General features: G+C 74.1%; 24 protein-coding genes and 1 pseudogene. 19 read left to right on the top strand and 6 right to left on the bottom strand.

What is annotated here, in order from left to right; genetic code table 11:
* Window positions 1-255: 255 nt before the first annotated feature.
* The 6 genes from PV341_RS10655 (at window position 256) to PV341_RS10630 (ending at window position 6,125) form a co-directional block, all read left to right on the top strand.
* The gene (locus tag PV341_RS10655; protein ID WP_500357477.1) at window positions 256-1,713 is read left to right on the top strand and encodes an NAD(P)H-hydrate dehydratase; all 1,458 of its coding nucleotides are present in this window, start codon (window positions 256-258) and stop codon (window positions 1,711-1,713) included.
* A gap of 114 nt (window positions 1,714-1,827) precedes the next feature.
* Window positions 1,828-2,805: a L,D-transpeptidase gene (locus tag PV341_RS10650; RefSeq protein WP_500328125.1), complete on the top strand. Its 978-nt coding sequence runs from the start codon at window positions 1,828-1,830 to the stop codon at window positions 2,803-2,805.
* Between the two features lie 35 nt (window positions 2,806-2,840).
* Window positions 2,841-3,977, top strand: a complete 1,137-nt coding sequence (alr, locus tag PV341_RS10645) for an alanine racemase (protein WP_500328124.1) — start codon at window positions 2,841-2,843, stop codon at window positions 3,975-3,977.
* Window positions 3,978-4,009: 32 nt separating this feature from the next.
* Window positions 4,010-5,293 carry an alpha/beta fold hydrolase gene (locus PV341_RS10640; protein ID WP_500328123.1) on the top strand — a complete coding sequence of 428 codons (1,284 nt, stop codon included), beginning with the start codon at window positions 4,010-4,012 and terminating at the stop codon, window positions 5,291-5,293.
* A gap of 11 nt (window positions 5,294-5,304) precedes the next feature.
* On the top strand, window positions 5,305-5,829 hold the full coding sequence (gene tsaE, locus PV341_RS10635) for a tRNA (adenosine(37)-N6)-threonylcarbamoyltransferase complex ATPase subunit type 1 TsaE (protein ID WP_499513452.1): 525 nt from the start codon (window positions 5,305-5,307) through the stop codon (window positions 5,827-5,829).
* Between the two features lie 125 nt (window positions 5,830-5,954).
* The gene (locus PV341_RS10630) at window positions 5,955-6,125 is read left to right on the top strand and encodes a hypothetical protein (RefSeq protein WP_500328121.1); all 171 of its coding nucleotides are present in this window, start codon (window positions 5,955-5,957) and stop codon (window positions 6,123-6,125) included.
* Window positions 6,126-6,234: 109 nt separating this feature from the next.
* Here the strand turns inward: PV341_RS10630 and PV341_RS10625 are convergent, their stop codons facing one another.
* Window positions 6,235-6,777, bottom strand: coding sequence for a hypothetical protein (locus PV341_RS10625; RefSeq protein WP_500328120.1), 543 nt, complete (start codon window positions 6,775-6,777; stop codon window positions 6,235-6,237).
* Window positions 6,778-6,941: 164 nt separating this feature from the next.
* On the opposite strand from PV341_RS10625, the gene tsaB reads away from it, so the two are divergent.
* From tsaB to PV341_RS10600, 5 genes are all read left to right on the top strand, one after another.
* Window positions 6,942-7,595: a tRNA (adenosine(37)-N6)-threonylcarbamoyltransferase complex dimerization subunit type 1 TsaB gene (gene tsaB / locus PV341_RS10620; RefSeq protein WP_500357475.1), complete on the top strand. Its 654-nt coding sequence runs from the start codon at window positions 6,942-6,944 to the stop codon at window positions 7,593-7,595.
* Between the two features lie 8 nt (window positions 7,596-7,603).
* Window positions 7,604-8,107: a ribosomal protein S18-alanine N-acetyltransferase gene (gene rimI, locus PV341_RS10615; protein WP_500357478.1), complete on the top strand. Its 504-nt coding sequence runs from the start codon at window positions 7,604-7,606 to the stop codon at window positions 8,105-8,107.
* A complete protein-coding gene (tsaD, locus tag PV341_RS10610) occupies window positions 8,100-9,203 on the top strand; it encodes a tRNA (adenosine(37)-N6)-threonylcarbamoyltransferase complex transferase subunit TsaD (RefSeq protein WP_500357473.1) in 1,104 nt (367 codons plus the stop codon). Before rimI ends, tsaD begins: the two co-directional genes overlap by 8 nt.
* Window positions 9,200-9,460 carry a hypothetical protein gene (locus PV341_RS10605; protein WP_500328116.1) on the top strand — a complete coding sequence of 87 codons (261 nt, stop codon included), beginning with the start codon at window positions 9,200-9,202 and terminating at the stop codon, window positions 9,458-9,460. Before tsaD ends, PV341_RS10605 begins: the two co-directional genes overlap by 4 nt.
* A gap of 136 nt (window positions 9,461-9,596) precedes the next feature.
* Window positions 9,597-10,250, top strand: a complete 654-nt coding sequence (locus PV341_RS10600; protein ID WP_500328115.1) for an HAD family hydrolase — start codon at window positions 9,597-9,599, stop codon at window positions 10,248-10,250.
* 4 nt (window positions 10,251-10,254) lie between these two features.
* Here the strand turns inward: PV341_RS10600 and PV341_RS10595 are convergent, their stop codons facing one another.
* Window positions 10,255-11,433, bottom strand: a complete 1,179-nt coding sequence (locus PV341_RS10595) for a THUMP-like domain-containing protein (protein WP_500328113.1) — start codon at window positions 11,431-11,433, stop codon at window positions 10,255-10,257.
* A gap of 60 nt (window positions 11,434-11,493) precedes the next feature.
* Here PV341_RS10595 and PV341_RS10590 point away from each other — a divergent pair, with 60 nt between their 5' ends.
* From PV341_RS10590 to groL, 4 genes are all read left to right on the top strand, one after another.
* Window positions 11,494-12,855: a hypothetical protein gene (locus tag PV341_RS10590; protein ID WP_500357471.1), complete on the top strand. Its 1,362-nt coding sequence runs from the start codon at window positions 11,494-11,496 to the stop codon at window positions 12,853-12,855.
* Window positions 12,855-13,409, top strand: a complete 555-nt coding sequence (locus tag PV341_RS10585) for an NUDIX domain-containing protein (RefSeq protein ID WP_500328110.1) — start codon at window positions 12,855-12,857, stop codon at window positions 13,407-13,409. The genes PV341_RS10590 and PV341_RS10585 overlap by 1 nt, the downstream gene beginning before the upstream one ends.
* Window positions 13,410-13,666: 257 nt before the next feature.
* Entirely contained in the window at window positions 13,667-13,975 is a 309-nt protein-coding gene (groES, locus tag PV341_RS10580) for a co-chaperone GroES (RefSeq protein ID WP_319158003.1), read from the top strand.
* Window positions 13,976-14,099: 124 nt separating this feature from the next.
* Window positions 14,100-15,728 carry a chaperonin GroEL gene (groL, locus tag PV341_RS10575; RefSeq protein ID WP_500328108.1) on the top strand — a complete coding sequence of 543 codons (1,629 nt, stop codon included), beginning with the start codon at window positions 14,100-14,102 and terminating at the stop codon, window positions 15,726-15,728.
* Between the two features lie 102 nt (window positions 15,729-15,830).
* Here the strand turns inward: groL and PV341_RS10570 are convergent, their stop codons facing one another.
* The 3 genes from PV341_RS10570 to PV341_RS10560 form a co-directional block, all read right to left on the bottom strand.
* The gene (locus PV341_RS10570; RefSeq protein ID WP_500328107.1) at window positions 15,831-16,616 is read right to left on the bottom strand and encodes an SDR family NAD(P)-dependent oxidoreductase; all 786 of its coding nucleotides are present in this window, start codon (window positions 16,614-16,616) and stop codon (window positions 15,831-15,833) included.
* Between the two features lie 10 nt (window positions 16,617-16,626).
* Complete coding sequence (locus PV341_RS10565) at window positions 16,627-17,286, bottom strand: MOSC domain-containing protein (RefSeq protein ID WP_500357469.1); 660 nt, start codon at window positions 17,284-17,286, stop codon at window positions 16,627-16,629.
* Window positions 17,287-17,398: 112 nt separating this feature from the next.
* Window positions 17,399-18,454 (bottom strand): aminotransferase class V-fold PLP-dependent enzyme, encoded by a 1,056-nt coding sequence (locus PV341_RS10560; protein ID WP_500328104.1) that lies wholly within the window; start codon window positions 18,452-18,454, stop codon window positions 17,399-17,401.
* A gap of 84 nt (window positions 18,455-18,538) precedes the next feature.
* Between PV341_RS10560 and PV341_RS10555 the strand changes: the two are divergent.
* Window positions 18,539-19,466, top strand: a pseudogene (locus tag PV341_RS10555) (LysR family transcriptional regulator).
* Between the two features lie 66 nt (window positions 19,467-19,532).
* On the opposite strand, the gene PV341_RS10550 reads toward PV341_RS10555, so the two are convergent.
* On the bottom strand, window positions 19,533-19,847 hold the full coding sequence (locus tag PV341_RS10550; RefSeq protein WP_319138961.1) for a WhiB family transcriptional regulator: 315 nt from the start codon (window positions 19,845-19,847) through the stop codon (window positions 19,533-19,535).
* A gap of 470 nt (window positions 19,848-20,317) precedes the next feature.
* Between PV341_RS10550 and PV341_RS10545 the strand changes: the two genes are divergently transcribed.
* The 3 genes from PV341_RS10545 to guaB all read left to right on the top strand — a co-directional run bounded on the left by PV341_RS10545 (window position 20,318) and on the right by guaB (window position 23,409).
* A complete protein-coding gene (locus PV341_RS10545; RefSeq protein ID WP_003948568.1) occupies window positions 20,318-20,929 on the top strand; it encodes a response regulator transcription factor in 612 nt (203 codons plus the stop codon).
* A 262-nt stretch (window positions 20,930-21,191) separates the two neighbouring features.
* Entirely contained in the window at window positions 21,192-21,806 is a 615-nt protein-coding gene (locus PV341_RS10540; protein WP_499513466.1) for a sigma-70 family RNA polymerase sigma factor, read from the top strand.
* Window positions 21,807-21,906: 100 nt separating this feature from the next.
* Entirely contained in the window at window positions 21,907-23,409 is a 1,503-nt protein-coding gene (gene guaB / locus PV341_RS10535; RefSeq protein ID WP_500328102.1) for an IMP dehydrogenase, read from the top strand.
* Window positions 23,410-23,436 lie beyond the last annotated feature (27 nt).

Raw genomic sequence — 23,436 nt, 5'->3', positions numbered from 1 at the left:
CCGGCCGAAGGCTGGGGGAGTGCGCCGGCGCGGCCCCGACTCAGGCACATGGTGCGAGGCAGGCCCGCACTGACCGCGCCGGGCAATCGGGGGGCGGGGGCACCCCGCCGCAGGCGCAAACAACCCGCACACAAACACCCGGGCAGCCCGGCGCAGCCGCCCGCAGGCGGTACGCACCCGCGCACAGCCACCGGCCGGGCAGAGACGGACCGCGCACGGCGCGCAACCACGGCCCCGCGGTGGGAACATGGCCCCATGCGGGTGGCGTACAGCGTGGAGACCGTACGGGCGGCGGAGCGGGCGCTCATGGCGCGGGTTCCGGAGGGGGCTCTGATGCAGCGGGCGGCGGCCGGGCTGGCGGCAGCGTGCGCGAACGCGCTCGGCACCGGGGGCGGGGTCTACGCGGCCCGCGTCGTCGTGCTGGCCGGGAGCGGGGACAACGGCGGCGACGCGCTGTACGCGGGGGCGCGCCTGGCGCGGCGCGGGGCGGGGGTGACCGCCGTCCTGGTGGCGCCGCAGAAGGCGCACCGCGGTGGCCTGGCGGCCCTGCGCGCCGCGGGCGGCCGTGCGGTCGCCCCGGACGACGTGGACGCGGTGGCCCTGATCCACCGCGCCGACCTCGTGCTGGACGGCATCGTGGGCATCGGGGGCAAGGGCGGGCTGCGCCCCGAGGCGGTGCCGCTGGCGGAGGCCGCGCACGCGTCCCGGGCGGTCGTGGTCGCCGTGGACCTCCCCAGCGGGGTGGACGCCGACAGCGGCGAGGTCCGGGGCGTGGCGGTGCGGGCCGACATGACGGTGACGTTCGGGACGTACAAGCCGGGCCTGCTCGTGGACCCGGCCGCCGAGCACGCCGGCGCCCTGCGCCTGGTGGACATCGGCCTCGGCCCCTGTCTGGACGGCACCGCGCCCGACCTGGAGGCGCTGCAGCACGCCGACGTCGCCGCCCTCCTGCCGGGCCCGGACGCCGAGAGCGACAAGTACCGGCGTGGCGTGATCGGCGTCGTCGCGGGCTCGGAGCGCTACCCCGGGGCCGCCGTGCTCGCGGTGGCGGGCGCGGGGGCCGTGCGGTACGTGGGCCCGGGGGCGCGGGCCGTGCTGGCCCGCTTCCCGGAGACGCTGGTGTCGGCCGGGCCGCCGCACAAGGCCGGCCGGGTGCAGGCCTGGGTGGTGGGCCCCGGGCTGGGCGACGGGCCGGAGGCGCGGCGCTCGGTGGACGACGTGCTCGCCTCGGACGTGCCCGTGCTCGTCGACGCGGACGGCCTGCGGCTGCTGGACCGGGCCGTGGTGCGCTCCCGCGCCGCGGGCACCGTGCTGACCCCGCACGCGGGGGAGGCGGCGGCGCTGCTCGGTGTGGCCCGCGAGGAGGTGGAGGCGGCGCGGCTGGACCATGTACGGAGGCTGGCCGAGGCGTTCGGCGCGACGGCGCTGCTGAAGGGCTCCACGACGCTCGTCGCGTCCCCGGAGCCGGGGGTGCCGGTCCGGGTCAATCCCACGGGGACGTCCTGGCTGGCCACGGCCGGCAGCGGTGACGTGCTCTCCGGTATCACCGGGTCCCTGCTGGCCGCCGGGCTCGCCCCGCGCGACGCGGCTTCCGTCGGCGCCTACCTGCACGGTCTGTCGGCGCGGGTCGCCGCGGGCCCGGTGGGCGCGCCGATCGCCGCGCACGACGTGGCCGCCGCCCTTCCTGACGCCTGGCGCGACATCAGGTCCTGATCCGCCGTCAATCAACTGGGCGAAACGGGTGGAGTCCGCCGACGTGGTGTTCCGCCGGGCGGCCGCACGTCAATTTGTGTGTTCATGGGAACGTATGCCAGAAGCAGGGTCCGGTTGCTCACCGCGGCAGTGGTCGCCCTTGCCGCACTCGGTGCGCACACGACGGCCGCCGCGGACGACGACTGGCCGGTGCCGGTGGACCGGCTCGTCCCCGGGGTCCCCTTCGGCCCTGCCGCCTCCCGGCAGGTGGACACCCCCGACCAGGGTGCGCTGCCCCGCACGATCGGCATGGCGCCGACCGGGCCCACGCGCAGCGCCGTGCTCTCCGAGGACGAGGGCGAGGACTGGGTGGATCCGCAGCTGGTGGAGTTCGTGCCCGCCAAGGACGTCGAGCGGGCGCGTACGTTCCAGCAGGAGCGGGCCGCCGAGGAGGAGGACCAGGACCCGTACTACGAGGAGGACGAGGAGGACGGGTCGAACCCGGAGCCCGCCGAGTACTGCACGTCCTTCACAGGCCCCTACCAGCGCGAGGTCGAGAAGCGGCTGCGGCTGCGTGTGAACGGCAGGCAGTCCGAGGCCGACTGCTCGGAGATCCGCCGTTACCAGAAGTCCAAGGGCATCGTGCCCGCCACCGGCTTCGCGGGCCCCACCACCTGGGGCTACCTCCGTCTCGACGAGGCCACCAGGAAGGGCCCCAACGCCTCCCGCCGGTGCCCGGCGCCGGCCCGGGGCAAGCGCATCGTCTGCATCGACCTCAACCGCCAGCTGCTGTGGGTGCAGAGCAGCAGCACCAAGGTCGTCTTCGGCCCCGTCGCCATCCGCAGCGGCCGCACCGGCTACCTCACCCGTACCGGCCGCTTCTCCGTCTACTGGCGCCACAAGGACCACGTCTCCGACATCTACGACGCCCCGATGCCCTACAGCCAGTTCTTCAGCGGCGGCCAGGCGATGCACGCCACTCCCGGGAGCGTCTACAAGGCGCCCGGATCGCACGGCTGCATCAACCTGTCCAACCGCAACGCGCGCCTGCTGTGGAACGTCCTGAAGATCCAGGAGGCGGTGTACGTGTGGGGCAGGAAGCCCGCCACGTGACGGCGGCACGGGGCCGGCCTGAGACACTGGGCGCGATGGATGAGACGAATCTGCGCGCCCAGGCCACGATCGACCTCGCCGCCCTGCGGTCCAACGTCGCGGCGCTGCGCGCCCGCGCACCCCGCTCCGGGCTGATGGCCGTGGTCAAGGCGGACGCCTACGGCCACGGGATGGTGCCGTGTGCCCGGGCCGCCCTGGAGGCGGGCGCGGGCTGGCTCGGCACGGCGACGCCCGACGAGGCGCTGGCCCTGCGCGCAGCCGGGATCACGGCCCCCGTGCTGTGCTGGCTGTGGACGCCGGGAGGGCCCTGGCGGGCCGCCGTGGAGGCGGACGTCGACGTGACGGTCAGCGCGCCGTGGGCGCTGCGCGAGGTCGCGGAGGCCGCCGCGGCCGCGGGCCGGACCGCGCGCGTCCAGCTGAAGGCCGACACGGGTCTGGGCCGCAACGGCGCCCAGCCCGCGGAGTGGCCCGACCTCGTCGCCGCCGCCCGCGCCGCCGAGACCGAGGGCCTGGTCAAGGTCACCGGGCTGTGGTCGCACTTCGCGTGCGCCGACGAGCCCGGCCACCCCTCCATCGCGGCGCAGCTCGCCGTCTTCCACAGCGCTCTGGAGACCGCGGAGCGCGCCGGGTTGCGCCCCGAGGTCCGGCACATGGCGAACTCCCCGGCCACGCTGACCCTGCCCGAGGCGCACTTCGACCTGGTCAGGACCGGGGTGGCGATGTACGGGATCTCGCCGGTCCCGCAGGTCGGCGGCCCGGCCGACTTCGGGCTGCGCCCGGTGATGACGCTGTCGGCGCGACTGGCCTCGGCCAAGCGCGTCCCCGGCGGCCACGGGGTCTCCTACGGGCACCACTACACGACGCCCGGCGAGACGACCCTCGCCCTGGTGCCCGTCGGGTACGCCGACGGCGTCCCGCGGCACGCCTCGGGCACCGGCCCGGTGCTGGTGGCGGGCAAGTGGCGGACGGTCGCCGGGCGGGTGGCGATGGACCAGTTCGTGGTCGACCTCGGGGGCGACGGGGCCGACGCGGGTGACGAGGCAGTACTGTTCGGCCCTGGTGACCGCGGTGAGCCGACCGCCGAGGACTGGGCACGGGCGGCGGGCACCATCGCATACGAGATCGTCACTCGGATCGGGACCCGGGTGCCGCGCGTCTACGTGGGTACGTAAACGCGTAGCCAAGGGGAAGCAGCGATACGACCATGACCGAGAGCGGTAGGGCAACGGGGGCGGCGATCGAGGCGGTGGCCGAAGCGGCCGCCGCTTCCGGTCGCTGGCAGCGCGCCGGGATCGTCGGCGCGGCCGTGGGCGTCGTCGCGGCGGGTGCCGCCGCGGGGGTGGCGCTGGAGCGGGCCACGGTGGGCCGGGGGATGCGCAAACGCGCCCGGCTCGCCCTCGACCTGGCCGGGCCGTACGGCTCGCTGCGCGGGATGCCGGGCAGGGTCGCCGCGGAGGACGGCACCGAGATCTACTACGAGGTCGAGGAGGCGGACCCGGCGGCGATCGACGCGGCCGCGCCGACGCGACGCTGGCAGTTCTTCCGCCGCAGCGGCCAGGCGCCGCCGCTGACCGTGGTCTTCAGCCACGGGTACTGCCTCAACCAGGACTCCTGGCACTTCCAGCGCGCCGCGCTGCGCGGGGCGATACGCGCCGTCTACTGGGACCAGCGCAGCCACGGCCGCTCCGGCCGGGGCAAGGACCAGGCGGACGGCGAGCCCGCCACGATCGACCAGCTCGGCCGCGACCTGAAGGCGGTGATCGACGCCGCCGCGCCGGAGGGCCCGTTGGTGCTCGTCGGGCACTCCATGGGGGGCATGACGGTCATGGCGTTCGCCGACCAGTTCCCCGAGGTGGTGGCCGAGCGCGTGGCCGGCTTCGCCTTCGTCGGCACGTCCTCCGGCAAGCTGGCCAGCGTGACGCTGGGCCTGCCGGCGGCCGGCGCGCGGGCGCTGCGGGCGCTGGCGCCGGGGGTGCTGCGGATCCTGGGCACCCAGGTCGACCTGGTGGAACGGGGGCGCCGGGCGACGGCCGACCTCTTCGCCGGGATCATCAAGCGCTACTCCTTCGGCTCCGAGGTGGACCCGGGCGTCGCGCGCTTCGCCGAGCGGATGATCGAGTCGACCCCGATCGACGTCGTCGCCGAGTTCTACCCGGCCTTCACCGAGCACGAGAAGAGCGAGGCCCTGGACGTGCTGGACGGCCTGCCCGGGCTCGTACTGGCCGGGGACAAGGACCTGCTGACGCCCAGTGAGCACAGCCGGGCCATCGCCGAGCGCCTGCCGGACACCGAGCTGGTGGTGGTGCCCGGGGCCGGGCACCTGGTGATGCTGGAGCACCCCGAGCTGGTCAACACGCACCTGGCGGCGCTGCTCGCCGAGGCGGCCGACGCCTCGCGCGCAGCGGTCCCGCAGGCGCTGCGCGAACTGGCGGTGCCGCCGCCCGCCGGGCCGGGCAGGGCGGACCGCGTGGTCTCCGGCGGCGCGTAGCATTCGGGCACATGGGCATGGAAGCCATCGGCATGGAAGCGATCCGGGTCACCGTCAAGACCCCCGACCAGATGCGCGAGCTGGGGCGCCGTCTCGCGCCGCTACTGCGCGCCGGCGACCTCGTCGTCCTCAGCGGTGACCTGGGAGCGGGCAAGACCACGCTGACCCGTGGCCTGGGCGAGGGCCTGGGCGTCCGGGGCGCGGTGACGTCGCCGACCTTCGTGATCGCGCGGGTGCACCCCTCGCTGGGCGGCGGCCCCGCCCTGGTGCACGTGGACGCGTACCGGCTGACCGGCGGCCTCGACGAGATGGAGGACCTGGACCTCGACGTCTCGCTGCCGGAGTCGGTGGTCGTGGTCGAGTGGGGCGAGGGCAAGGTCGAGGAGCTCTCCGACGACCGGCTGCAGCTGGTGATCCACCGCGCGGTGGGCGAGGTCGCCGCGAACGGGCAGGAGGACCACGACGTGCGCGAGGTCGTCGTGACCGGGGTCGGCGGGCGCTGGGCCGGTGAGGACCTGGCGGGCCTCGGCGTCTGAGCGCGTAACCGTTCCGACAAGGTGTCGGGAAGATGTTGCGTACGGCACGTCCCCCGTGTTCTGCTGGAGTCCAGGAGTCGGTTAGGGCTGCCTAACCCGACCCCCGTCGGACCCAGGAGGCATCCATGTCGGCCCACACGGCCCCGGAGCCGGAGCCGGGTTACTCGATGCAGGCGCTGCTGGCGGCGGCCGCGGCGGCGAACGCGGTGTGCACCCCGCCGGGGGAGCCCGAGGAGCCGGAACCGGACACGGCGCAGGACGAACCCACGCGGCGCCCCGAGGCGGACGCGGCCTAGGCGCACGCCGCCCAGGCGGAGGCCGGCCGGACCGGTCCGGCCGGGCAGCGGGACACGAGGTGCCCGCCCGCCGGGTGAACCCGGGAGGCGTTCACTCGTCCGGGGGAAATCAGCGCACGACGACGATCTTGGTGTTCACGGTCGCGAACTTCCACAGCGCCGCCCCGTCCTTCCGCTTCTCGCGGATGCCGCCGGTCTGCTGACCCGGGGGCGGGGCGTCGGGCAGGGAGCCGTCCTTCGCCGCGCTGAAGCCGATCACCACGCTGTCCACGGTCGTGAACCGCACCACGTTCTCGACGGCCACGCCGTCGCCGCCGACGCTGGCGGCGCTGCGGGAGGTCACGGAGTAGGTGCCGGGGGCGGGGTCCACGGTGCCGGGGACGACCCCGTACGTGGTGCGCACCTTCCCGTCGTCGCCGACCAGCCACACGCGGTCCGCGCGCAGCGAGTACACGACCCTGCTGCCGGTGCCGGAGGCCGCGGGGAGCTCGTCCGTCCGCTTCGGCGAGGGCGAGGCGGAGGCCGCCAGGGAGGTGTCGCGGCCGCCGGTGTCCGTGGGACGGACGCCCTTGGTCATCTCACTGGCGGAGCTGGAGGCCTGGACGGCGAGCACGCCGACGGCGGCCAGAGCGGCTGCGGTCAGTCCGGTCACGATCGTCCCTGAACCGATCCTTGCCACGGCTTTCCTCCGGAGGTGGGCGTCACGCTGGGTTGACGTTAGCAGCCGGGCCGCACGCCGACGGGAGCGCCGTCCCGGGCCGCGGTGGTGCCTCCGTCCTGGCAGGGCCACCCCGGTGAACGCCGTAGGCTGAACGCGTGCTGCTGCTTGCCTTCGATACCGCAACCCCCGCCGTGACGGTCGCCCTGCACGACGGCCGACGCGTGCTCGCCGAGTCGACGGAGATCGACGCGAGACGGCACGGGGAGCTGCTGATGCCCGCCGTGGACCGTGTGCTGCGGGAGGCGGGGACCGGACTGGGCGACGTGACCGGGATCGTGGTCGGGGTCGGCCCCGGCCCGTACACGGGGCTGCGCGTCGGGCTGGTGACTGCGGTCTCCTTCTCCGACGTGCTCGGCGTCCCCGTCCACGGGATCTGCACCCTCGACGGGCTGGCCTACGCCGCCGGGATCGAGGGGCCGTTCGTCGTGGCGACGGACGCGCGCCGCAAGGAGGTCTACTGGGCCCGGTACGAGGGCCCGCGGGCCCGGGTGACCGACCCGGCCGTGGACCGGCCCGGCGACATCGCCGACGAGGTCGCCGGGGTGCCCGCGGTCGGCGCGGGCGCCGCCCTCTACCCCGAGGCCTTCACCGACGTCCGCCCGCCCGCCGACCAGTCCGCCGCCGCGCTGGCCGCGCTCGCCGCCGTGAAGCTGGCGGACGGCGAGGACTTCCTCCCCGCGCTGCCGCTCTACCTGCGCCGCCCGGACGCCCAGGTGCCGGCCGGTTACAAGGCGGTCCTGCCGAAGTGACCGCGCTGATGCGCGAGATGCGCTGGTGGGACCTGGACCCGGTGATGGAGCTGGAGCACCGGCTCTTCCCGGACGACGCGTGGTCGCGCGGCATGTTCTGGTCCGAACTGGCCGACGCGCGGCACCCGTCGGCGACCCGGCACTACGTCGTGGCCGAGGACGAGGCCGGGCGGATCATCGGCTACGGGGGCCTGGCCGCCGTCGGCGGCACCGGGGACGTGCAGACCATCGGCGTCGCCCCCGAGCAGTGGGGCACCGGCCTCGGCGCGCTGCTGCTCGAGGAACTGCTGCGCCAGGCCACCGCCTTCGAGTGCCACGAGGTGCTGCTGGAGGTGCGGGTCGACAACGTCCGCGCCCAGCGGCTGTACGCGCGCTTCGGCTTCGAGCCGATCGGCTTCCGCCGCGGCTACTACCAGCCGGGCAACGTCGACGCGCTCGTGATGAGGCTCGGCGAGCTGCCGGCATCCCCTGACGTACCGGGACTACAAGGAACAGAGACCACCCATGGCTGACGAGCCCCTTGTCCTCGGCATCGAGACGTCCTGCGACGAGACCGGTGTCGGCATCGTGCGCGGGCACACCCTGCTGGCCGACGCGATCGCGTCCAGCGTGGACGAGCACGCCCGTTTCGGCGGCGTCGTCCCCGAGGTCGCCAGCCGCGCGCACCTGGAGGCGATGGTCCCCACGATCCAGCGCGCGCTGAAGGAGGCCGGCGTCGTCGCCTCCGACCTCGACGGGATCGCCGTCACCGCCGGCCCCGGACTCGCGGGCGCGTTGCTGGTCGGCGTGTCCGCGGCCAAGGCGTACGCCTACGCGCTCGGCAAGCCGCTGTACGGGGTCAACCACCTGGCCTCCCACATCTGCGTGGACCAGCTGGAGCACGGGCCGCTGCCCGAGCCGACGATGGCGCTGCTGGTGTCCGGCGGCCACTCGTCGCTGCTGCTGGCCCCTGACATCACCGGCGACGTGCGCCCGCTGGGCTCCACCATCGACGACGCGGCGGGCGAGGCCTTCGACAAGGTCGCCCGCGTGCTGGGCCTCGGCTTCCCCGGCGGCCCGGCCATCGACCGCGCGGCCCGCGAGGGCGACCCGGACGCGATCCGCTTCCCCCGCGGCCTGACCGGCTCCCGCGACCCGCTCTACGACTTCTCCTTCTCCGGCCTGAAGACGGCCGTGGCCCGGTGGATCGAGTCCAAGCGCCGGGAGGGCGTGGAGGTGCCGGTCGCGGACGTGTCCGCGTCCTTCCAGGAAGCCGTCGTCGACGTCCTCACCCGCAAGGCGATCCGGGCCTGCAAGGACAACGGCGTCGACCACCTGATGATCGGCGGCGGCGTCGCGGCCAACAGCCGGCTGCGCTCGCTGGCGCAGGAGCGCTGCGAGGACGCGGGCATCGTCCTGCGCGTGCCGCGCCCCAAGCTGTGCACCGACAACGGCGCCATGGTCGCGGCCCTCGGCGCGGAGATGGTGGCCCGCGGCCGGCCGTCCTCCACGTGGGACCTGCCGGCGGACTCCTCGCTGCAGGTGACGGACGTGTCCGTGCCCGGCCACACGCACGACCACGACCACGACCATCTCCACGAGCTCAGCAAGGACAACCTCTACTCGTGACCGTCGCCCTGATGTGGGAGGCCCGCGCCGTCGAAGGGCGCGGGCCCGAGCTGCTGGCGTGGGCCCGCGAACGGACGCTGTCCCCGGCCCCGCTGCGCCGCGAGACCTTCTCCGCCCCCCAGGACCGGGTCCTGGTCATCACCTGGTGGGACGCCCCGTACGACGCGGAGCTGCCCGAGCTGCCCGAGCCCGGCAACGGCCTGGCCCGGCGGGCCGTCCACCGCTGGCGCTTCGAGTCGGTGGGGGACACGGCCTAGCCCCGGGGGGCGGGAGGGCCGGTCGTATGATGAGTCCGGCGTCGATCGCAACCGGGCTTCTGCTCGGCGCCGCCCCCGAGCAGGCGTCCTGCCGGACGACCGGTGTCCGGGAGGCGTTCTCGCAGGTGGCGAAGTAGTGACCGATTCCGGCTGTGCCGTCCTCTTCGATCTCGACGGCGTCCTCCTCGACAGCCGGCGGGCGATGCGACAGGCGATCCTCGACGTCGCCCGCGCCGCCCTGGGCGAGCCCGTCGACGAGAGCCGTCTGCCGGCCGGACTCGACCACCTTCCCCATCACGAACTCCTGGCGCGTCTCGGCGTGACCGACGAGGAGACCGTGTTCGGAGCCTCCTGGGAGGACGCGCTCACCCTCGCCACGTGGGGTGCGTCGCCGTTCCCGGGCGCCGTCGGCGTGCTGCGCGACCTCGCGGCCTCCGGTACGGCGATCGGGGTGGTGACCATGCAGCCCGCGAGCCGGGTGGCGCGGCTCGTCCCCGCGGAGCTGTCCGCGCACTTCGGCGTGGTGGTCGGATGGGGCGACGCGGCGCCCAAGCCCTCCGGGGAGGGGATCCTGCTCGCGCTCGACCGTCTCGGGGTGCCGCCCGGCCGTGCCTGCTTCGTGGGCGACAGCCCTTCCGACGTCGTCGCCGCGGCGTCCGCCGGGATCCCGTCGATCGGCGCGGTCTGGGGGTACACCGGCCCCGCGCTGGGCAGCTGCGACCCCACCGTCCTCGCCGGCGCCCTCACCGACGTGCCGGGCGCCGCGCGGCGCCTGCTGCGGCGGACGTAGCGCCTCAGCCGCGGACCGGGCCGCCCACCAGCATGCTCGGGGCGCCCGCGACACGGGTGAGGAAGACCGTGGCCGCGTGGGGGCCCTGGGGCTTGACGCGGCGGCGCACCTCCTCCGGCTCGACGGCCGAGCCGCGCTTCTTGACGGTCAGCACGCCGACCTCGCGTTCGCGCAGCAGGGCCTTGAGCCGCTTGAGGTTGAAAGGCAGCACGTCGGTGATCTCGTAGGCGGTCGCGTACGGCGTCGTGTGCGGCTCGTCCGAGGTGACGTACGCGATGGTCCCGTCGATCAGCCCGCCGCCGACCTGCGCCGCCACGTCGGCCACCATGTGGGCCCGGATGACCGCGCCGTCCGGCTCGTACAGCCAGCGCCCCACGGGGCGCACCTGGGGGTCGGGCAGCCCGGCGGCGGGCAGCGTGGCGCCCGACGGCAGGAGGGTCGCGCGGCGGGCGCCCGGTGTGGTGCCGAACCACAGCACGGCCTCCTTCACGTCGCCGTGGTCGGAGACCCATTCCGCCTCGGCGTCCTCCGGCACGGCCTCGTGCGGGATCCCCGGCGCCACCTTCACGGCGGCCAGCGGCGCCCTCCGCGCCGCCGCCACCGCCCACGACAGCGGCGGGGAGTACGCCTCGGGGTCGAAGATCCTGCCCCGTCCGCCACGCCGGGCGGGGTCGGCGAACACCGCGTCGAAGCCGTCCGTGGCGGTCTGCGTCACATCGGCGCAGCGCACCTCGATCAGGTCGGCCAGCCCCAGCGCCTCGGCGTTCGCCCGCACCACCGCGCAGGTCAGCGGGGAGCGGTCGACCGCCAGCACCTTCACCCCGGCGCGGGCCAGCGGGACGGCGTCCCCGCCGATCCCGCAGCACAGGTCCGCCAGCCGCCGCACCCCGAGCGCGGCGAACCGCTCCGCCCGGTGCCGGGCGACGGAGGCGCGCGTCGACTGCTCGACCCCGTCGGGTGTGAAGTACATCCGGTACGCGTCCTCCCCGAACTTCGCCGCCGCCCGCTGCCGCAGCCGGGCCTGCGTCAGCGCCGCCGCCACCAGCCCGGCGTCGTGCTCCCGCCGCAGCCGTGTCGCGGCCGCCAGTTCGGCGGCGGGGTCGTAGTCCCGCAGGGAGGTCAGCAGCGACTGCCCCTCGTCGGTCAGGAGAGCCGAGAACGCGTCAAGATCCACGCCGTCCATTGTCCCGCGGCACCGGTGCGTGCTGGACTTGCCCGGTACGTGGAGGACGAGGGGGGACGGATGACGGCCGTGCTCAGCACGGAATGGGACTCCTTACGGCAGCGGGCCACGCTGAGCGCCGGAGCACCCGGCGGCGCCGCCCCGGTGGAGCGTGTGGACGCGCGGACCCGGGCGGAACTGCTCGGGCGGCTGCGCTGGGAGGTCCTCCAGGGCGGCGGCCTCTTCCTGGCCTACTCCCAGTTGCTCGACGGCGCCGCCTTCGCCGTGCTGCGGCCCGCCGAACTCCTCGACGAGCTCGCGCTGCGCGCCGTCGGCGGCGGGGCGATGATGCCGATCCGGGTCAACGCCCGCGACGCGGACCTGGCGGGGCAGCTCGTCGCACTCCTCTCCCGCGGCTTCCTCTTCTCCTCCCTGCCGCTCCCCGACGACCGGTGCCTGCGCCTGCAGCACGAGCTCGCCGTCCGCGCCGACCCGGCCGCCGCCGCCGCGAGGCTCGCGGCGGAGGGTCCGGCCGCCACGGCGGACCGGCTGCTCGCGGCGACCGGGGTCCTCGGCACCCCGTTGCGGCGGCGCATGGTCACCCGCTGGGACGACTGGCTGCAGGCGGCAGGACGCGGCCAGCTGGAGGTCAGCCCGCTGCGGCCGGCCGACTACGGGGCCGCGTACGCCGTGCAGCCCCCGCCCCCGCCCGGGGCGCTCGCCGGTGACGCGGGACGGGCCGTGCTGGCCGCGTGGACCGGCGGGGAGCTCGACGTGGACGGCATGCCCCACCGCAGCCGCGTGCACGAGCGGCTGGACGCCTTGCTGCACGACCACGACCCGGACGTGCGGGCCGACGGGCGGACGCTGCGCGACGCCTTCGACGAGACGTACTACCGGGCGATCGCCGCCGGTGAGGGGTGCGCGCTCGGGGTGAGCGCCACCCGGCACGGCGTACCGCGGGCGGAGGCCGAGGCGCTGGGGGAGCGGACCCAGGTGGTGGCCTGGCCGACCCGCTTCGAGCTGCGGCTCGGGCTGCTGACCGCGGCGCAGTGGCAGCGCTTCACCGACGACGCCGCGGACGCCCTCGCGGCGTGGTGGGAGCGGCAGGACCTCGCCGCGCTCCAGGAGGTCGGCGACCTGCTCGGCGGACGGACCAAGGAGCCCCCGGAAGGCCGCGGGGACGAGGTGCCGGTGACCCGCGTGCGGCGCGTCGCGCGGGCGGTCCGCGGGCTCGGCGCCGAGTCCCTGGCGGCGGGCGGGCTGAGCGCCGCCGCGGGGGTGCTCGGCCAGGGGGCGCTCGGTTCGTTCGCGGCCGGCGCGGCCGGGGCCCTGACGCCCGTGCTCGTCGCCGCCGTGACCGCGGGGCTGCCGCGCCTGCGGGACTACCGGGGCCGGTACGACGTGATGGAGTTCCCGGCGACCCCGCGGGGGGCGGTCTGATGGACGGCGAGGCGGCACGTACCGGGAGCCGCAAGGCGTACGGCGACGCCGAGGGCGGGCGGTGGTGCGAGGTCCACCTCGACACCTACCGGCTGCCGTCCGGGGCGGAGGTCGAGCTGCACCGGGTCCGGGTCGGCGGCGGTCGCACAGGTGTCGTGGTCCTCGCCCGGCGGGGTGAGGACGTGCTGATGGTCCGTCAGTGGCGGCCTGCGGTGGGACGCTGGGCCTGGGAGCTGCCGCGCGGCTTCGGCGAGGCCGACCCCGCCGCCGACGCGCTGCGCGAGCTCGCCGAGGAGACCGGGCTGGTGGGCTCGGCGGCGACGGTGGTGGCGGTCCTGGACGTCGACTCCGGGCTGCTGGAGAGCCAGGTGGCCGTCGTCGAGGTGGCCGTCGCCGGGGACGCCGTGGCCGGGCCCGGTGCCGCCGGGGACGGCGAGGTCGCCGAGGCGCGCTGGTGGGGCCCGGACGACATCGCGGGGGCGGTCCGCTCGGGCGAGCTGCGCGACGGGTTCACCCTTGCCGCGCTCGGCGCGTGGAGCGCCGTCCGCCGGTGAGCGGCACGGGCGCGCCGGGCCCGGAACCGCGCGTCCGGGCACCCCGTTCCCCCCGGGGGAGCGCGGATCGTGCGGCGCGGCGTTGGCACTCCGCTTGACCGAGTGCTAAGCGCGTCCTAATCTCGGACCTGGCACTCAGCCATGCCGAGTGCCAGAACAAACGCGACGGGCAGGTCCGGCACCCGCGACGACGGGCCTACCAGGTCGCCACCCCAGACAGACACTCCCGTGAGCCCTTTGAAGGGGGAGGTCGGATCGTGACGACCACCAGCACCAAGGTTGCCATCAAGCCGCTCGAGGACCGCATCGTGGTCCAGCCGCTGGATGCCGAGCAGACCACCGCCTCCGGCCTGGTCATCCCGGACACCGCCAAGGAGAAGCCCCAGGAGGGCGTCGTCCTGGCCGTCGGCCCGGGTCGCTTCGAGGACGGCAACCGCATCCCGCTCGACGTCAAGGTCGGCGACATCGTGCTGTACAGCAAGTACGGCGGCACCGAGGTCAAGTACAGCGGCGAGGAGTACCTCGTCCTCTCGGCTCGCGACGTCCTCGCGATCGTCGAGAAGTAAATCCGGCGCCGCTCGTAACCGAGAAATGCCGTGACCACGCCCCGGGCACACCGAGTCCTCGCACGGACCGGGGACCCGGGGCGCGGTCTTTGACGAGAACCCAAAGACGAGGAATTCCGCCGGTATGGCCAAGATCCTGAAGTTCGACGAGGACGCCCGTCGCGCCCTCGAGCGTGGCGTCAACAAGCTCGCCGACACCGTGAAGGTGACGATCGGCCCCAAGGGCCGCAACGTCGTCATCGACAAGAAGTTCGGCGCCCCGACCATCACCAACGACGGTGTGACCATCGCGCGTGAGGTCGAGATCGACGACCCGTACGAGAACCTCGGCGCGCAGCTGGTGAAGGAGGTGGCGACCAAGACCAACGACATCGCGGGTGACGGCACCACCACCGCCACCGTGCTCGCCCAGGCGCTGGTCCGCGAGGGTCTGCGCAACGTCGCCGCCGGCGCCTCCCCGGCCGCCCTGAAGAAGGGCATCGACGCCGCCGTCAAGGCCGTCTCGGACGAGCTGCTCGCGACCGCCCGCCCCATCGAGGGCAAGGACGACGTCGCCGCCGTCGCCGCGCTGTCCGCCCAGGACAAGCAGGTCGGCGAGCTGATCGCCGAGGCGATCGACAAGGTCGGCAAGGACGGTGTCATCACCGTCGAGGAGTCCAACACCTTCGGCCTGGAGCTGGACTTCACCGAGGGCATGGCCTTCGACAAGGGCTACCTGTCGCCGTACTTCGTGACGGACCAGGAGCGCCAGGAGGCCGTCCTGGAGGACCCGTACATCCTCATCACCCAGGGCAAGATCTCCTCCATCCAGGACCTGCTCCCGCTGCTGGAGAAGATCCTGCAGGCCGGTGCCTCCAAGCCGCTGCTGATCATCGCCGAGGACGTCGAGGGCGAGGCCCTGTCGACCCTGGTGGTCAACAAGATCCGCGGCACCTTCAACGCGGTCGCGGTCAAGGCCCCCGGCTTCGGCGACCGCCGCAAGGCCATGCTCGGTGACATCGCCACCCTCACCGGCGGCACCGTCGTCGCCGAGGAGGTCGGCCTCAAGCTCGACCAGGTCGGCCTGGACGTGCTCGGCACCGCCCGCCGCGTGACCGTCACCAAGGACGACACCACCGTCGTCGACGGCGCCGGCGAGTCCTCGGAGATCACCGGCCGGATCAACCAGATCAAGGCCGAGATCGCCTCGACCGACTCCGACTGGGACCGCGAGAAGCTCCAGGAGCGCCTCGCCAAGCTGGCCGGCGGCGTGTGCGTCATCCGCGTCGGCGCGGCCACCGAGGTCGAGCTCAAGGAGAAGAAGCACCGTCTGGAAGACGCCATCTCCGCGACCCGCGCCGCGGTCGAGGAGGGCATCGTCTCCGGTGGTGGCTCCGCGCTCGTCCACGCGGTCAAGGTGCTGGACGACAACCTCGGCAAGACCGGCGACGAGGCCACCGGTGTGGCGGTCGTCCGCCGCGCCGCGGTCGAGCCGCTGCGCTGGATCGCCGAGAACGCCGGCCTGGAGGGCTACGTCATCACCTCCAAGGTCGCCGAGCTGGAGAAGGGCCACGGCTTCAACGCCGCGACCGGCGAGTACGGCGACCTGGTGAAGTCCGGCGTCATCGACCCGGTCAAGGTCACCCGCTCCGCCCTGGAGAACGCCGCCTCCATCGCCTCCCTGCTCCTCACCACCGAGACCCTCGTGGTGGAGAAGAAGGAGGAGGAGCCCGCCGAGGCCGGTCACGGTCACGGCCACGGCCACTCCCACTGAGCTGGACCGCGAAGGCCCCCGTTCCCGGCCGGGAACGGGGGCCTTCGGGCTGTGACGGCCAGGGACGGCCAGGGACGGCCCACGCCGCCTCGACGGCCGGTCTCAGTCGCGGGGGTAGGCCGGACCGAAGCGCCTCCCCGCCTTCGACGAGACGCGGCCGAGCGCCCCGCTCGGCGCCAGCCTGGCCGCCGCCACCGCGACCTTGTAGCGGGGGTCGGGCACGCTGAGGGAGCGGCCGCGGGCCAGGTCGCGCAGGGCCGCGGCGACCACCTTGTCGGCGTCCAGCCACGCCCAGGAGGGGATGCCGCCGGTGTCCATCCCGGCCCGCTGGTGGAACTCGGTGCGGACGAAGCCCGGGCACAGCGCCAGCAGCCGCACCCCGGTGCCCGCCAGGTCGCGGGCCACGCCCTGGGTGAAGCTGACGACCCACGCCTTGCTGGCCCCGTACGTGCCGCGCGGCACGAAGGCCGCCACCGAGGCCACGTTGATCACGAAGCCGCGCCCGCGCTCCCGCATGGCGCCGGTCGCGGCGCCGGTCAGCCGCAGCACCGCCTCGCAGTGCACCTTGAGCATGGTCAGCTCATCGGCCATCGGCACGTCGCCGAAGCCGCCCCGGTTGCCGAAGCCCGCGTTGTTGACCAGCACGTCGACCGGGCGTTCGCGGTCGCGGAGCCGTGCCTCGACCGTCTCGATGCCCTTGTCCGCCGACAGGTCGGCGGGCAGCACCTCGACGGTCACCCCGTACGCGCGCCGCAGGTCCTGCGCGCACTCCTCCAGCCGCTGCTCGTCGCGGGCGACCAGGACGAGGGCGTGACCGTCCCCCGCCAGCCGGCGCGCGAACGCCGCGCCGATCCCCGCGGTGGCTCCCGTGATCAGTGAAGTCGTCATGCCCCGCAGGCTAGTGAGCCCCCGTACGTCCGCGGGCCGCGGCGCGCACGTCCTGCGGGAGCGCGTCCGCCGCCAGCAACCGGGGGAGCAGCGCGGGCTCCAGGGTGACCGCGCGGAAGGTCAGCGCGACGGTGACCTCGTGGTCCGGGCGGTGGACGACCTCGACCCGGTCGCCCGCCCGGACCTCCCCGGCTTCCGCGACCCGGAGGTAGGCACCGGGCAGCGCGGCGCGGGTGAACGTCTTGATCCAGCCGCCCTGTTCCAGCCAGCCCTGGAATGTGGCGCAGGGGATCCGGGGGCAGGACACCTCCAGGACGGCGCCGCCCGGTCCGCCGATCCGCCAGCGTTCCCCGATCAGGGCCTGGTTGACGTCCAGCCCCGAGGTGGTCAGGTTCTCCCCGAACATGCCGTTGCGCAGCGGCAGGTCGAGTTCGCGTTCCCAGGTGTCGAGGTCCTCGCGTGCGTAGGCGTAGACCGCCTGGTCGGTACCGCCGTGGTGCGCCACGTCGTACACCCGGTCGCCGGCGAGGCCGACCGCGCCGGTGCCCTTGGGGCCCGGTGCGGTCACCGCCACCGGGCCCGGCACCGGGAGCTTGTCGATGCCGGTCGTCCCGCTGGTCTTCCACGGGTTCGGACGGGGCCGGCCCACGTTCACCGAGAGCAGCTTCATCCCGTGACCGTACGGCTCCCGCCCTGCACCCGGCGAGGTCTTTTCCGGCGACCGGCACCAGCCGCCACGAGCCCCGCCCTCCGGGCGGACGGCGCTATTCATCAGACACGCCCTAGCCCGCGAGCACCCGGAGCAGCCGGTCGACGTCCGCCTCGGTGTTGTACAGGTGGAAGGCCGCCCGCAGGTTCCCCGCGCGGGCCGAGACGCGGATGCCGGCGGCGGCCAGCCGCTCCGCCGCGTCGCCCAGGCCCGGGACGGCCACGATCGCCGAGGCCTGCGCGCCGGAGGGCACCGGCTTGTGGCCGAGCCCCAGCAGGCCCGCCCGGAAGCGCTCGGCCAGCGCGACGTCGTGGGCGCCGATGGCCTCGACGCCCAGCTCCTCGACGAGCCCCAGCGAGGCCGCCCCGGCCAGGTACGGCAGCAGCGGCGGCATCACGTCGAACCGCCGGGCGGAACGCGCGAGGTGCGCGACCGGCCCGTAGCAGTCGCCCCAGGGGTCCTCGGCCGCGTACCAGCCGGCGAAGTGCGGCGACAGCCCGTCCTCGGCGCCCTCCCGCACGGTCAGGAAGGACACCCCGCGCGGGGCGAGCAGCCACTTGTAGCCGCCGCACACGACGTAGTCGAGGCCGTCCGCGCGCAGCGGGAGCCAGCCAACCGCCTGGGTGGCGTCGACGAGCACGCGCGCCCCGTGCCGCGACGCGGCCTCGCGGACCGCCGCGAGGTCGGCGACCCGGCCGTCCGCGGACTGCACCGCGCTGACCGCGACGAGGCCGGTGGTGGGACGTACGGCGTCGGCGAGCGCCTCCAGGGGCACGGTGCGCATCACGACGTCGGCGCGGGAGGCGAAGGGGTTGACCAGCGAGCTGAAGTCGCCGTCGGCCAGCACGACTTCGGCCCCGGCGGGGAGGGCCGCGGCGATCATGCCGACGTGCGTGGTGACCGAGGAGCCGACCGCGACGCGGTCGGCGGCGACCCCGGTGAGGCGGGCGTAGGCGGCGCGGGCGGCGCCCAGGACGCGCTCGTCGCGCACCCAGTCGTCGGTGCCGTCGGACCAGGCGGCCACGGCGGTGCGCAGCGCCTCGACGGAGCGGAGCGGGCCGATGCCCGAGGAGGCGGTGTTGAGGTAGGTGATCCCGGCGTCCAGCGCGAATTCCCCGGCGATGTCCATGGTTCCTCAGCCTGCGCCCCGGGCTGCCCAAAGTCCATCATCGATCACTGAACGCCACCCCCAAGGAACGCTTGTGCTCGGGGCGTGTTCGAGGCCCGCCACCTCCGTGTGCTGCGCGCCGTGGCCCGTACCGGCTCGCTGTCGGGCGCCGCGCGGGAGGGCTGCACCCAGCCGGCGGTCAGCCAGCAGATGAAGGCGCTGGAGCTCGCCGCGGGCACCCCGCTGCTGGTCCGAGGTGGGCGGACCACCCGGCTGACCGAGGCGGGCGAGGCGCTGACCCGGCACGCGAGCGGCATCCTGGCGGGGCTGGCCGCCGCGGAGGAGGAGGTCGCGGCCATCGGGGGCCTGCGCGCCGGGCGGGTGCGGCTGGTGACGTTCCCGAGCGCGGGGCCGTCCCCGGTTCCCACCGCGCCGGCCGCGATGCGCGCCGCGCACCCGGACGTACGGATCACTCCGGCCCAGGCGCAGCCGCCGCGGGCGGTGGAGATGCTGCGTGCCGGTGAGTGCGAACTGGCGCTGGCCTACCGCTACGAGGACGAGGGCGAGGGCGGCGGCGATCGGGCGGCCGCGTGGGAGGGGCTGCTGGTGCGGCCACTGCTGTCCGACCGGCTCTTCGCGGTGCTCCCCGCCGGGCACCCGCTGGCGCGCGGGGGTGGTCCGGTGCGGTTGTCCGACCTCGCGGACGAACCGTGGATCGCGGGCTGCCCGCACTGCCGCCGGCACCTGGTCGAGCTGTGCGGGCGGGAGGGTTTCGAGCCGCGCATCGACTTCGCCACGGACGACTACCCGGCGGCCGGTCGGCCTGGTGGCCTCGGGCATGGACGTCTCGGCGCAGCCGGGCCTCGCGCTGGAGGCGGTACGGCTGCGCGCAGTGGCCGTGCGCGAACTCCGGCCGGCCGTACGCCGTGACGTGGCCGCGGTGACGCTGCCCGACCTGGCCCAGGTGCCGGCCGTCGACATGATGCTGGGGCGGCTGCGTCTCGCGGCTCTGCGCGACCGCCCTTCGGTCTGAGTCCGCGCGCAGGCGGACGTCCGTCGTTGTGGTGAAACGTTTCCTCTGTGGCTGATGTCCGGTGGGTCAGTGACTGCCGGTGGCGTGCGAGCTCATGACCCGGTTGCGGGACCGGCCCATCATCTCCTCGCGCTCGTCCTCGGTGAGTCCGCCCCAGACCCCGTAGGGTTCGCGGACCGTCAGAGCGTGCGTCGCGCATTCGGCGCGGACGGGGCAGCGCATGCACACCTCCTTCGCCGCCGCCTCACGCGCGCTCCGGGCAGCGCCGCGCTCTCCCTCGGGGTGGAAGAACAGGGAGCTGTCGACACCGCGGCAGGCGGCGACGAGCTGCCAGTCCCAGAGGTCGGCGTTCGGGCCCGGGAGGCGGGAGAAGTCTGCCATTGCTCATCTCCTCGAGAGGTGGGCTGCAGGGACACCGTCCAGGCGCGAAGCTCTGGGAGGGTGCTGTCGACGTTACATCTACTGTCGAAGTAGATGTAAATATGATTCATCACAAAATCGCCAACGAACTCCCGCCATGCGGGTAAAAAGCCTCCAAACAGGCAAAATCTGACATTGCCCCCCGGTCGGCGGCTGATGTGTGCTGCAAGCGGGCGCCCGTTGTGCGGGTTTTTGGGGCCCGGCGAACAGCCGCGACCTGCGACGTTGCTGATCCGTGTCGGTCCGCGTACGGAGAGTGCGGGAGTCGGCCGCCAAACTCCGTAACTCTTTCGAGTGAGGGTCGTTGAAGGTGCGGAAGTGGTTGGCGGTCGAACTAATCGGGCAGGCGCCCGAGGCCGTCATCCCCACCGGTGAACGATTCGTACAGCCTGGAGGCTCAACGTGACGCGGATCAGCTGCGGAGGACGGTCATGACTTCCGTTCTCGTCTGCGACGACTCCCCGCTTGCCCGAGAGGCCCTGCGCCGCGCGGTAGCGACCGTGCCCGGCGTGGAGCGTGTGACGACCGCGGCCAACGGCGAGGAAGTCCTCCGCCGCTGGGGCGCCGACCGCTCGGACCTCATTCTCATGGACGTCCGGATGCCCGGCCTCGGCGGTGTCGAGACCGTACGGCGGCTGCTGTCCGCCGACCCCGGCGCCCGCATCATCATGCTCACGGTCGCCGAGGACCTGGACGGGGTGGCCCTCGCGGTCGCCGCAGGTGCCCGCGGGTACCTGCACAAGGACGCCTCGCGCGCCGAGTTGCGGGCCACGGTCACGCAGGCGCTGGCCGACCCGACCTGGCGGCTCGCCCCGCGCCGGCTGCGCTCGGCCGAGATGGGCGCCGCCCCGACCCTGACCGCCCGCGAGATCCAGGTGCTGGAGGGCATGAGCCACGGCCGCTCCAACGCCGAGATCGGCCGCGAGCTCTTCCTCTCCGAGGACACCGTCAAGACGCACGCACGACGCCTGTTCAAGAAGCTCGGCGCCTCGGACCGGGCCCATGCGGTGGCGCTCGGCTTCCGCTGGGGCCTGGTGCGCTGAGGCAGCGGCTTCGAGGGCTGGAGGGGCCGATGAGCTGTGGGGCAGCTGTGCGGCTGCCCCGCTCGTACCGGTTTCCGCGCCGAGGGCGCATGCTTGAGGCATGGACTCTCGGGGACACGGTCGGGCGGGGCGGCGGGTGCATGACATGACTACGGCCGGTGCGGTCCCTCGGAACGCTCCGCACGGCGCGCCGCATAACGCTTCGGAGCACAACCACGGGTGTGAGCCCACGGAGCGGCCCGCGGCGATGCACTATGGACGGATGCGCGACGAGGCCACCGGCAATGAGACAGCCATAGGGGCACTCGTACGTCGAGCCGTGGACGGCGACGAGCAGGCGACGCACGATCTGCTCGCCCATGTGCACCCGCTCGCCGAGCGCTACTGCCGTACGAGGCTGTCGCGGCTGCCGGGTGGCGCGCGCCACTTCGTGGACGACCTCGCGCAAGAGGTCTGCCTCGCGGTGCTGTGCGCCCTGCCCCGCTACCGGGACCAGGGCCGGCCCTTCGAGGCCTTCGTCTTCGGCATCGCCGCGCACAAGGTCGCGGACCTCCAGCGGGCCGCCATGCGCGGTCCGGGCTCGACGGCCGTGCCCTCCGACGAGATGCCCGAGCAGCCGGACGACTCGCTCGGGCCCGAGGAGCGGGCGCTGCTCAGCAGCGACGCGGAGTGGGCGAAGAAGCTGCTCGCCAACCTCCCGGAGCACCAGCGGGAGCTGGTGCTGCTCCGCGTCGCCGTGGGCCTCACGGCGGAGGAGACCGGTCAGGTGCTCGGCATGTCGCCGGGCGCCGTCCGGGTGGCGCAGCACCGCGCGCTGTCCCGGCTGCGGGCGCTGGCGGAGGAAGCCGCCGCGGGTGCTCCCGGTCTGAGCGCCTAGCGCACCCCGCCCCCGGCCCCCACACCAGGGGCGGAATTGGTTTCGCGCGGGAGCCATTAGCATTGAACATCTCGCCGGGCAAGACCATGGGGAAGGTGTCATGACACTGAACGCCGACGGAGTAGCCGAGAAGTTCGGGCTGCTCGGACTCACCTACGACGATGTGCTGCTGCTCCCAGGTGCGTCGGACGTCGTGCCGAACCAGGTCGACACCCGCTCGAAGGTCTCCCGGAACGTCAGCGTGAACATCCCGCTGCTGTCGGCGGCGATGGACAAGGTCACCGAGGCGCGGATGGCCATCGCGATGGCCCGCCAGGGCGGCGTGGGCGTGCTCCACCGCAACCTGTCCATCGAGGACCAGGTCAACCAGGTCGACCTGGTGAAGCGGTCCGAGTCCGGCATGGTGACCGACCCGATCACCGTCCACCCCGACGCCACCCTCGCCGAGGCCGACGCGCTGTGCGGCAAGTTCCGCATCAGCGGCGTCCCCGTCACCGACGCCTCCGGCAAGCTGCTGGGCATCGTGACCAACCGCGACATGGCCTTCGAGAGCGACCGCTCCCGGCAGGTCCGCGAGGTCATGACGCCGATGCCGCTGGTCACCGGCAAGGTCGGCATCTCCGGCGTCGAGGCGATGGACCTGCTGCGCAAGCACAAGATCGAGAAGCTGCCGCTCGTCGACGACGAGGGCCGCCTCAAGGGCCTGATCACGGTCAAGGACTTCGTGAAGGCCGAGAAGTACCCCAACGCCGCCAAGGACGCCGAGGGCCGCCTGCTGGTCGGCGCCGCGGTGGGCGTCGGCGACGAGGCCTTCCTCCGCGCCCAGCGGCTGGTCGAGGCCGGTGCCGACTTCCTGGTCATCGACAGCGCGCACGGCCACAGCCGCGGCATCCTCGACATGGTCGCCAAGGTCAAGGCCAACATCAAGATCGACGTGGTGGCCGGCAACGTCGCCACCCGCGACGGCGCCCAGGCGCTGATCGACGCGGGCGCCGACGGCATCAAGGTCGGTGTCGGCCCCGGCTCGATCTGCACCACCCGGGTGGTCGCCGGTGTCGGCGCGCCCCAGGTGACGGCGATCTACGAGGCCTCCCTCGCGGCCGGCCCGGCCGGTGTCCCGCTGATCGGCGACGGTGGCCTGCAGTACTCCGGCGACATCGCCAAGGCCATCGCGGCCGGCGCGGACACCGTCATGCTGGGCAGCCTCCTCGCGGGCTGCGAGGAGTCGCCGGGCGAGCTGCTCTTCATCAACGGCAAGCAGTTCAAGTCCTACCGCGGCATGGGCTCGCTCGGGGCGATGCAGTCGCGCGGGCAGGCCAAGTCGTACTCCAAGGACCGCTACTTCCAGGACAACATCCTCTCCGAGGACAAGCTCGTCCCCGAGGGCATCGAGGGCCAGGTGCCCTACCGCGGCCCGCTCTCCGCCGTGGCCCACCAGCTCATCGGCGGCCTGCGCTCCTCCATGGGCTACGTCGGCTCCCACACCATCCCCGAGCTCAAGGAGAAGGGCCGCTTCGTGCGGATCACCGCGGCCGGGCTCAAGGAGAGCCACCCGCACGACATCCAGATGACCACCGAGGCGCCGAACTACCACACCCGCTGACCGGTACGAGCGGATCACCCGGAGCCC

Origin of the sequence: Streptomyces sp. PA03-1a (genome assembly GCF_033792805.1) — a bacterium.
Classification (GTDB): Bacteria; Actinomycetota; Actinomycetes; order Streptomycetales; family Streptomycetaceae; genus Actinacidiphila.
Note: the sequence above shows the minus strand (reverse complement) of the source record. Positions and strands in the feature narration are given on the sequence as shown.